Genomic DNA, 9586 nt, shown 5'->3' with positions numbered 1-9586 from the left:
CCCACGACTGCGGCGACAAGATCGGCCTGCTGAAGGCCAATGTCGCCCTGGCGCTGAAGCGTCCCGACCTCGGCGAAGCGGCCCGCAAGGCGATCTCGTCGCTGCTGTAGGGGAATTTCGCGGCGACCAAGCCCGCGCGCTGCGCCCAGCTTTTAGGCAAAGCCTGCCTTGAGCTTGGGCGGAGCTTGCCTTTTTGCTTCATGGCGTTCGTCGGCGCGATCGTGGCCGGCGAACTTGAGGCGGGCTGAAGGTGGCGAACGGCGTTATGTTATGGGCCGCGAGCGGCTTTAGACTGCCCAGCGGATATAACGCTCAACCGCCCAGCGCACTTGATTCTCAATAGATAGATTGCATTAAAGCTCAGCTGAGCTGCCGGTTCGGCGGTCTTTGGGGGAAGGCCTTGAAGCAATCCTATATCCGTGATCGCGGGTCTGCACGCGCAGATCTTGGCGAGCCTATCGTCGCTGACGAGTTCGAAGCATCTCTTCGCCGGTGTCGCGACAGGCTCGATGCTCTGCTGGCCGTGAAGGCGCCACGCTCCATCCTTGAGGCTGGCGGCGGTTCGCGCACGATGATCCCGCTGGATGGGGCGAGATACACAGTAATCGATCTGTCCCCCGAGCAGATCGCGCGAAACAGTTACGCTCACGACAAGCTGGTTGGCGACATCCACGACTTCGACTTCGCGCACCGAAGCTTCGACGCCGCGGTCTTCTGGGACGTCCTGGAGCACCTTCCACGGCCAATCGCGGCGGTTGAAAACGTCGCCCAGGCTCTGGAGCCGGGCGGCCTGATGATCATCAAAGGCCCCCTGAACCGCTCGGTCAAAGGCCTTGTCACCAAGTGGACCCCGTTTTGGGTGCATGTCGCCTTTCACCGGTATGTGCGAGGGAGCAAAAATGCCGGCAAGCCGGGCTACGCGCCCTTCCCGACTGCTCTGGTGAAGGGTTCCGATCCCGACCAGCTTCAGGCCGAGCTGCAGCGCCGTGGCTTCAAGATCGCGCTTTTCGACACATACATTTCAAGTCATGTCGCCGCCTTCAAGCGACGCTTACCATTGGCATATGCTCTTTACGAATGCGCCGCAGCCGTCATCCGCGGCGTGACCGCCGGACGATATGGGCAGCGAGAGTCGGATTTCATCCTCGTGGCTTCCCGAAGTCGCTAGCGGCCGTCTGGGGCATTATGAAGCTGCAACCTTTGCCGCTCACGAAAGTTTAACCCTTCGTTAGGCGCGCGTAGCGGAATGCCGGTTCCGCGACCCGCGCGCGCGGGCGCGTGTGCGCCCGCTTGACGGTGGGTGGGACATGATCAAAAGCGCTGAACGCACCAATCAATGGATCAGCGTCGAGGCATTTTGCATATGCGCGCGCCTTGAGCGCGAATTCGGAGAGGCGTCCCGCGAACGTTTGCTACGCCAGAACCTCCATCCAGATGTACTAGCGGCGAGTCTGCGGCTGATCACCCAACGTCGAGGCGTTCGTAGATGCGGCTCAGTCGGGACGGTTCTAAGTGACGCCCTGATCAGTTTGCGCCAGCGAAGTGAAAACAGGACGATCGGGCTCCCGGAACCCTTGCAAATACGCAGCCCTCGTTGATCATTGCCATGCCGCGAACGGTGTTCTCGGCGGCAGCCGCTCCCACGCCTGATTGAGAGCCCGGCGGTGGGAGCGGCGCCATGCGAGGGGGCGCCATATCGCGTATGTCCTCGCGCTTGGTGCGGATATGCAATTTGGGACAGCGGTCAGGTGTCTTGGGCGTCACGCCTTGCGATCTGGGACCGCCTAGCTTAGGGACGGCGCGACGCTTGCCTGGCTGGCGTTGGTTCACAACCCCGTCGGCCACGAAGGCCGCCCCCAGCCTATGCCGCCTCAACGCATTGATTTCAATCATTGATTGAAATTTTTACCCGCAATCACACCTGAGGGGTGAATCTGCGACCCGCGTTATACAAAGCGCTGGACAAGCCGGTCGGGGCGAAGCTTATTGCAAAGGTGCAACAGACTGCGGTGCCTGGACGTGCCGAGCATTAGCAGTCGCGCGTAGCGTTCTGGGGGGCCTGCTGACGCGGTCGGCGGAGCAGGAGTGAGCGTATCTCGCGAATGGCGTGGCGCGGCAGGGATCGCGCCCTAGGAAGACTAAGGCGACAAGCAATGGGAAAAAGTGAACGCGCCCAAAGGTGGGTCGTGGTCGAAGCTCTGTGCCTGTGTGCAGGCTTGGAGCGACAATGTGGAGAGGTCAGCGCCGAGCGCATAGCGTCGGCCGACGTTCCACCTGAAATCAAAACAGCCGCCATGCGCCTCTCAACCGTCCGCGCCCGGCGGCGCGGCTCTTCAGACTTTTTTCTAAGGTCAGCGCCCTCGCCTGCTGCTCGTCGAGTGGCCATCTGAGCCGACGGCTCGGATAAGTCCCCGCGCGGTGAGCGCTATGAGGGGGCAATCTTGGCAGGCTGGCGTTTGCCGAAGAACTGCTCGGTCGTGCTGGGCACGGGCCGCGGACGCTTGTGCGCCGGCGAGCAACGCCGCCCTCTGCAGACGTCGCCCCGCGGTTGAGAAGGGCCGCGACATGACCGCACAGCAGGCGAAAGGCGCAGCTTTGGCCCACCAGGCTATGCAACAATAGAAGAAATCAAACGACCGGGGGGGTCGCTCAGTGAAATCCATCCTCGTGGCCGGCGGCGCCGGTTTTATCGGTTCTGGTCTACTGCTGGTACGCGTTGATCGACGAGCAGACCGGAGACGCGCCCTTCGAGGGATTGCGTGACGGCATCAGGTTTGAGGCTGTCTGCTTTGCCTACGGCGCCGACGAGGATGATATTCTCAAGGCTGTCTCCTTCGCCATCCCGGCGGGTAAGAGGACAGCGATTGTAGGTCCGAGCGGCGCTGGAAAGACCACCATCGTCAACCTTCTACTAAGGCTCGATGAGCCCTCCGCGGGTGAGATCCTCGTCGATGGCCAACGCCTAGACACGCTGCGCCGGGAGGATTGGTTGACCCGGCTCGCGGTGGCCGGACAGGATGTCGAGCTGATGGAGAGTACGGTGCGTGAGAACATCGCCGTAGCCGATAGTCACGCAAGTCCGGCATCGGTTTCGAACGCGGCGAAGATCGCCGGTCTACAGCCGCTGATCGATGAGCTGGCCGAGGGCATGGACCATTGGATCGGCAATCAAGGCGCCAATTTTTCCGGCGGACAGCGGCAGCGGCTGGGGCTGGCCCGGGCCTTACTGCGACGCCCGGAGCTCCTCATTCTCGACGAAGCCACGAGCGCGTTGGACGCTGCCCTCGAAGACGCCATCCAGGCTGACCTGGGACGCTCGCGCAGGGGTCTCACGACCGTCGTCATCACCCACCGGCTGACATCTGTGCTGCATGTCGACCACTTGGTGGTGATGAAGGGGGGGCAGGTGGTGGAAGAAGGCGCGCCAAGTGTTCTGCTGGCGCGTGGCGAAAGCCATTTCAGCTCAATGCTCGCTCCCTTCAGAGCCGAGCACAAATCTGTTGCGAGCGAACATCGCGATCCGATCGCCTTCGATAAGGCGGCAGAGGCCGTCACCGATGGCCTGGGCGCTGATGGGCATGGATTGCCTTGAGAATGGCCCAAGCGCATGTACATGGCCGTCGTGATCCAACCAGACTGGATCTCACCATCGTCACGGCTAGAGTGGGCGGCGGCGCCGACAAGGGATACGCATGGACCTACTGGATCGCCTAGAGCGGCTGGAGATGGAGCTTGCCCGTCACCGTGAGCGCGCAATGGCCGCGGAGATCGTCGCCAACGTCTTCTTTGCCCATCTGCTTGACCTCTGCGATCAGATTGACGAGCCCATAGATCTTGATCTTATCCTGGAGCGTCTGGCGCAGGACATGACCGAGGCGCAATCGAGGGCCGGCACCCGCGCCCAGCGTTTGTGCTGGGAGAGGGTTCAGTCCTCAACGCTTGGCATGATCGGCCAAATCCGCGACGCGCGCGGCGCACTGCGTCCGGCTAATGAAAACGCCGCTCACTAGCAACATGAACCGGGCCGCGGGCCCGGTGGCGGCGACGCTGAAGCATGATTTCATGTCTTGGACGGTGGAACGCCTGGACTGTCTTCCACGGCCCTGGCCATGGTTGCGGCGATACGACTGGCTATAGCCATACGCCTCAACGCCGCCTCGACAATCGGATCGTCGGCGTTCACGGCGCTGTCCATCAAGTCTTCGGCCTCGGCTTCCAAGGCGTTGGGATCGGGTGGAATAATCCGGGGCTCTTGGGCCGTCATCGGTTTCTCCCAATCGGGGGCCAAACCACTGATCGATTTGTCGTCAACACGCTGATCCCGGCGCGTTGGCCTGCCCACAAGACTCGATCGGGCTATTGGATTTGAGGACAAGGGCCGTAGCGTTCAGGCGTATGGTGCAGCTGAGACCTTCAGGGCGCAGATCGATTGTCGCCCGATCGTTTTGACCGCTGAAGGCCCGCGACAGCAAGCGCGAGCCAAAGCCGCGCCGTGTCGGCGTCTCCACCTTTGGTCCGTCGCGTTCACGCCATATCAGGATCAAGCCGTCCTGCTCGAAAGCCCAGGTCAGCTCGATACGGCCATCATGGTTGGCCAGTGCGCCGTACTTAATGGCGTTGGTCGCGAGTTCGTGCAGCACTAGAGATAGAGACACCGCTGTCTCGGGCGAGACGGCGACAGGGGGGCCCGTCATCGACAGACGGTCGGCGGACTGTAAACCGATGGCGGCCGTGGCGATCTGGGCAAGATCAGCCGCGCTCCAGCTGTCCTGCACAAGCACAGCATGCGCCGCAGCCAGCGCCAACAAGCGCGCTTCGAACGCTTGTTTGGGATCTTCATCCTGCACGCCTGCGAAGGTCTGCCTTGCGATCGACTGAACAACGGCGAGCGTATTCCTCACCCTGTGGTTCAGCTCGTCCATCAACAACTTTCGGCGTTCTTCGTTGCGCCGTTGCTCAGTGATCTCTTCGACCACGACATTGTAGCCGCGTAATGCGCCGTCGGGTCGCGTGAGCGGAACCCAATACTCCAGCCAGTATCGCTCCTGGCCGGGCGCAGCGCGCGTTTCCCCATGAACCTCGTAAGCCTTGGCGGTGCTCTGGCCGGCCAGCCGCTCGGCGATGTCGCGGATCTGGTCGAAAAGCGCCGGGGCCACTTCACCGACCGAACGCCCCAAGTGAGCGCCGATCTCCACGCCATTCATCTCGGCCAGACGATGATTGATCCTAACATATCGAAGTTCGGGCGTGAGAAACGCCAAGCCGACGGGCGAAGATTGATAGATGGCCTCAAGCTCTTCGAGTTGGTCGCGCGCTTGAGCTTCGCTAATCTTCAGGGCCTCGGCGACCGCCCGACGCTCTTCGATGTCCTCGACAATGGCGATGAACGCTTGAGGCTCTCCCAGTTCGTCGCGAACCGCAGACGCCGTCAAATTGACCCAGATCGTAGAACCGTCGCCGCGCAGATAGCGCTTCTCGAGGCTGTAGGTTTCCACCTCGCCTCGTATAAGCGCTTCCATAAGGCGAAGGTCTTTGGCCAAATCCTCAGGATGGGTGATCGCCTGAAAGCCCATACTTAGCAGCCGCTCTGCGGAGTAGCCGGTGATCGAGCAGAACCGGCTGTTGACGTCGAGAAAGTCTCCGGTTAAGGCGACATGCGCCACGCCCAAAGCGGCCTTATCGAAGATCGGTCTGAAGCGGGCGTCGTCGGCGCCGTGTCGCTCGCCGACGTCCTCCTCGGACCAAAGCAGATAGCTTCCGTCAGGACCAGGGGTGAGGGTCCACCAGCACAGCGGACCCGCGCGGTTGACCCGCACCTTGAGGCGCGCGGGGCGCCCGCTCAAGTGAAGCGCCAGGAGGGCATCGAAGCGCTCGGCGAGTTCAGGCTTCAACACGTGGAGACGTTGGCCACCGATCTCGCCCGAACTTGACAGGCCCAGCAGGCGACGGTGCGGACCAGAAGCCGCGAGGTAGGCGCCGTCAACATCAAGAAGCGCCAGGTTCGCAGGGGCCTTGGCCACCACTCTGAGCATCACCGCCGTGTCGCCTGCTTGCTGCGGTCGTGGCGTCAAAGTCCCCTCGCACGCTTGCTAGGACGCCATCGAGCCCTTGGCTCGCGATAGACGACCGTGATGATTTAAGCGGTTAAGCGACGGTACTGCGGCGGAAGTATCAATGATTTTTCCAACTTGGGAAGCCCTTTACGAGATTATCTTTGGAAAGGTCGGGCACCCGACAATCGCCTCCGGCTCAGCTTGCTGCCGTAGTCTTGCGGTACTCAGTGCGATGATACGAAATCAAACCGCTATGCTGAAAAGTTGAGCGGCGACTGCCTCCGGAGCCCATAATGAACCCGACTCCGGCGGCGCGGGATGTTAGGCGGCACGCCGGTTGGAGCCGATCCGTCGAGACATTAGTCTCAAGCGGCCGCGCCTCGGCGGCGACTTAAACTCCGGGGGCCCAACGGGCCCCCGGGGCCTCTTGCGCTCGCCGGCGCGAGCCTGTGCCAGTTTGCACAGCGCAAGGCGCAGCCCTCGCCCAGACTGACGAAAGCCAAGTCTCGGCGGGCTGAGTAGGGAACGCAAGGTGTGGCTGAGGGAGAGATCTGAGCGCTGGCTCCATGTCGAAGCCCTGTGCCTCTGCGCCGATCTGGAGCGCGCGATTACGGCCAGTTCAAGAACGTGGTCGAGTCGTTCACCGCAGGTCCGGCGCGAAGCTGCGCGACTGCTGCGCCGGTCTGGGCGGTTGACGACCGCCTCCGCAGTCGATTTGGAAGTCGCCGATGGTTCAGTCCGCCGGAACGATTAGACTGTCGAGGCGTTGGAGCACCACTTCGTAGCGCCTGCCCGCGTCGAACATCCGGCTCGATGTCGCCAGGGCGAACGTGAAACAGGGTTCTTCGGCAACGTCTTGCAACAGAACTTCATCCCCGCATCGGACCTGCCAGCCGTCGGCGGTCTCAACAACCCTGATCGTTTGCATGGCGCATGCCCCTCCCAATTGACTGAACCTACTGAAGCTGAACTGGCGGGTACAGGCTCATGGTTTCGCGCATCGGATGAATCTTTAGGCAGATGGCGCTTCAGGTTGCTTCGGCTGGCAAGGGCTGACCGCAAAGTTTTCACTGAATCTCCGCGGTTCGCGGTAGAGATAAAAAGGGATTTTATGGTCAAGCTTCTAGCGACTAGGTTAACTTTCGTCGCGTGATGGGATTGACGGGCCGAAGAAAGTCCCGCGTTCTAGCGAAGTCGAACAGCCGATCGGTTCATCGGCTTGTCGCAGGGGTGCGCTAATGCACAACAATCATGCGTCTGTAGGCTGTGGCAGGCAGATGTGACTGACGCCTGCGGCGATTACAAGGAACCTTGCACTTTGCCCCGGCACGGCTATTGCGATGCGGTAAGAGCACGAACAAGGTTGTTTCAAATTGGCGCGCGGTGATGGTGCTAACGGCGACGAGAGGATCGATATGACCGATGTGGCCATGGCGGCGGTAGCCGGCCCTGCGGAAAGCCTCGGAAAGCGGATCGTGGACATCGGCCTGGCCCTGGGGCTGCTGGTGTTTCTCGCGCCGTTGATGATCGTGACGGCCTTGGCCGTGAAGACGACGTCGCCGGGGCCCATATTGTTCCGGCAGCAGCGTGCGGGACTTCACGGCCAGACGTTCCGAATTCTCAAGTTTCGCACGATGACGGTGACGGAGGATGGCGACACTATTCGCCAGGCCACCCGTGGCGATCAGCGCGTTACGCCCGTCGGCGCCTTGCTGCGGCGCGCCAGCATCGATGAGCTGCCCCAACTCATCAACGTGCTTCGCGGCGAGATGTCCCTTGTCGGGCCTCGCCCTCACGCCCTGGCCCACGACCGCTACTACGGCGCGCTGATCTCCGACTACGCAGCCCGCTATCGCACGAAGCCCGGTTTGACCGGGCTGGCGCAGGTGATGGGCGCGCGGGGCGAAACCCAGACGACGGAGGACATGCGCCGCCGTATTGAGTTCGACAACCGATACATCGATGAATGGCGTCTGCTTGGCGATCTGAAGATCCTGGTGCTCACCGCCGTGCTCGTTCCCTTCCAAAAGGCCTATTGATCGACCCGTTAAGCAGGAGCGACCCTGGTCGCCCAAGAGAGCGGCTCAAGCCGCCGAAAAGGACGCCGCCTTGCGGCGTCCTTTTTTATCGCTCCACGGAATAGGCCGACGCGGAAGAACTGGCTCTTTCGGGCTTCGCCTCTCGGCGCCGCTGGTCCGTGGCTTGACCTCGACGTTTTCGCATCAACGACAAGATGGGCTTCTCCAGTCCCAGGCGAACCAGGGCGCCGATCAAGATGCTGCCGGCCAGGGTCAGACCAAGAAACAACAGCGGCGCGTTCAGGCCCGCCCGAGCCCAAACCAGGCTCACAGCGTTGATCACGAAGATATGGCTCAAGTACAAGGCGTAGGAGGCGTCGCCGCCAGCGATGAGCGCGCCCTGCAAGGCCCCCGGTCGTGTCGGATTGGGCCCGAGCGCGGCGGCAGCGACGATCAAAGCGGCCGGAAACCCGCTGACGAGAGCCCGGGGCGCCTGCGGCCAGGTCGCAGCTGCAAGCGCGAAACCTCCGATGGCCATGGCGCCAGCGGCCAGCATCGAGAGCCTGACTTGCCGTTTATAGAGAGACCCTAGAAGGAGACCCGCGGCAAACTCCAGGATGATCGGATCGGTCCAGTACACAGCGAAGGCTGGGCCTTGCCGAGCCAGCGGCGCGAGCGCGACGAGGGTTAATAAAGTCGCCGATAGCGCCGCCATACCCACCCGCTTGGGCAAGAGCATGGCTAGGGCGAACAAGACATAGAAGAGCATCTCGTAGTTGAGCGTCCATCCCACACTCAAGATCGGCCTGATGGCTCCATCTGCCCGATGCACGGGAAAGAACAGATAGGAGGCAAGCGTCTGGACCCAGTCGGGTTTCCCTCCGCTACCGAAGCCCAAGAGGGTTAAGGCGAGGAGCGCCGAGGTGAAGATCCAGTAGAGCGGAGCAATCCTTTCGAGGCGTCGGGCTAGAAACCTTCTCGACGCGCGTAGGGAGCCGAAGCTGTCGCCCGCCACGATGTACATGATGAAACCGCTGATGACGAAGAAGATGTCGACGCCAAACCCCCAGGGGATAGGGCGCCAGCTCGCCAAAGTCGTGGGGCCCGCCATCTCCCGCAGTTCCTGCTGCGCATGACCAAAAACCACGATTACAGCCGCGACTAGCCTCAATATTTGAACGTTGGCCAAGGTTTGCTGCGACGGCGTCCCAGCCGCCGGGGTTTGGACGCCCATGCAAGTCTCCAACGTCTACTGAAGGCGCAATTCAAGCCCTCACTGATTGCGGCGTTCGCCCTCCCCACCGCTTTGGAGGGAGCCCGACGCCTGGGGCCAAACTTTGGCCGCGGCGAATTTCATGCCGCACCGCACCATAGTAAACGAGAAAGACCGTTCAGCAGTCGACGGCCGTCTATTGATCAAAAAGCATACGGCCGGCGCCGCGGTGAGGCGGGCCGGCCGTTGGCGATAGGCGATCGGGGTTTGGACTAGAAGGTGAAGTCCGACGGGGTCAGGGC

Annotated in this window: 8 protein-coding genes and 1 pseudogene; 5 read left to right on the top strand and 4 right to left on the bottom strand. The window is 61.9% G+C overall.

Annotated features, from left to right (window positions below):
- From DDF67_RS13300 to DDF67_RS13285, 4 genes and pseudogenes are all read left to right on the top strand, one after another.
- A pseudogene (locus DDF67_RS13300) lies at positions 1–110 on the top strand (UTP--glucose-1-phosphate uridylyltransferase); the annotation flags it as partial.
- Between the two features lie 290 nt (positions 111–400).
- Positions 401–1168 (top strand): class I SAM-dependent methyltransferase, encoded by a 768-nt coding sequence (locus tag DDF67_RS13295; protein ID WP_158278045.1) that lies wholly within the window; start codon positions 401–403, stop codon positions 1166–1168.
- A gap of 1548 nt (positions 1169–2716) precedes the next feature.
- Entirely contained in the window at positions 2717–3592 is an 876-nt protein-coding gene (locus DDF67_RS13290) for an ABC transporter ATP-binding protein (protein ID WP_158278044.1), read from the top strand.
- Positions 3593–3692: 100 nt separating this feature from the next.
- Complete coding sequence (locus DDF67_RS13285; RefSeq protein ID WP_109101361.1) at positions 3693–4010, top strand: hypothetical protein; 318 nt, start codon at positions 3693–3695, stop codon at positions 4008–4010.
- A gap of 50 nt (positions 4011–4060) precedes the next feature.
- On the opposite strand, the gene DDF67_RS13280 is transcribed toward DDF67_RS13285, so the two are convergent.
- From DDF67_RS13280 to DDF67_RS13270, 3 genes are all read right to left on the bottom strand, one after another.
- Positions 4061–4264, bottom strand: a complete 204-nt coding sequence (locus DDF67_RS13280) for a hypothetical protein (protein ID WP_109101360.1) — start codon at positions 4262–4264, stop codon at positions 4061–4063.
- Between the two features lie 43 nt (positions 4265–4307).
- Positions 4308–6032 carry a sensor histidine kinase gene (locus DDF67_RS13275; protein WP_109101359.1) on the bottom strand — a complete coding sequence of 575 codons (1725 nt, stop codon included), beginning with the start codon at positions 6030–6032 and terminating at the stop codon, positions 4308–4310.
- Positions 6033–6786: 754 nt separating this feature from the next.
- A complete protein-coding gene (locus tag DDF67_RS13270) occupies positions 6787–6981 on the bottom strand; it encodes a hypothetical protein (RefSeq protein ID WP_109101358.1) in 195 nt (64 codons plus the stop codon).
- 487 nt (positions 6982–7468) lie between these two features.
- Between DDF67_RS13270 and DDF67_RS13265 the strand changes: the two genes are divergently transcribed.
- Positions 7469–8092: a sugar transferase gene (locus tag DDF67_RS13265; RefSeq protein WP_109101357.1), complete on the top strand. Its 624-nt coding sequence runs from the start codon at positions 7469–7471 to the stop codon at positions 8090–8092.
- Positions 8093–8177: 85 nt separating this feature from the next.
- Here the strand turns inward: DDF67_RS13265 and DDF67_RS13260 are convergent, their stop codons facing one another.
- Positions 8178–9305 (bottom strand): acyltransferase family protein, encoded by a 1128-nt coding sequence (locus DDF67_RS13260; RefSeq protein WP_109101356.1) that lies wholly within the window; start codon positions 9303–9305, stop codon positions 8178–8180.
- Positions 9306–9586 lie beyond the last annotated feature (281 nt).

It is taken from the genome of Caulobacter endophyticus, assembly GCF_003116815.1.
GTDB classification, from domain to species: domain Bacteria; phylum Pseudomonadota; class Alphaproteobacteria; order Caulobacterales; family Caulobacteraceae; genus Caulobacter; species Caulobacter endophyticus.
The sequence above is the reverse complement of the archived record's forward strand: the minus strand, read 5'-3'. Positions and strand labels throughout refer to the sequence as shown.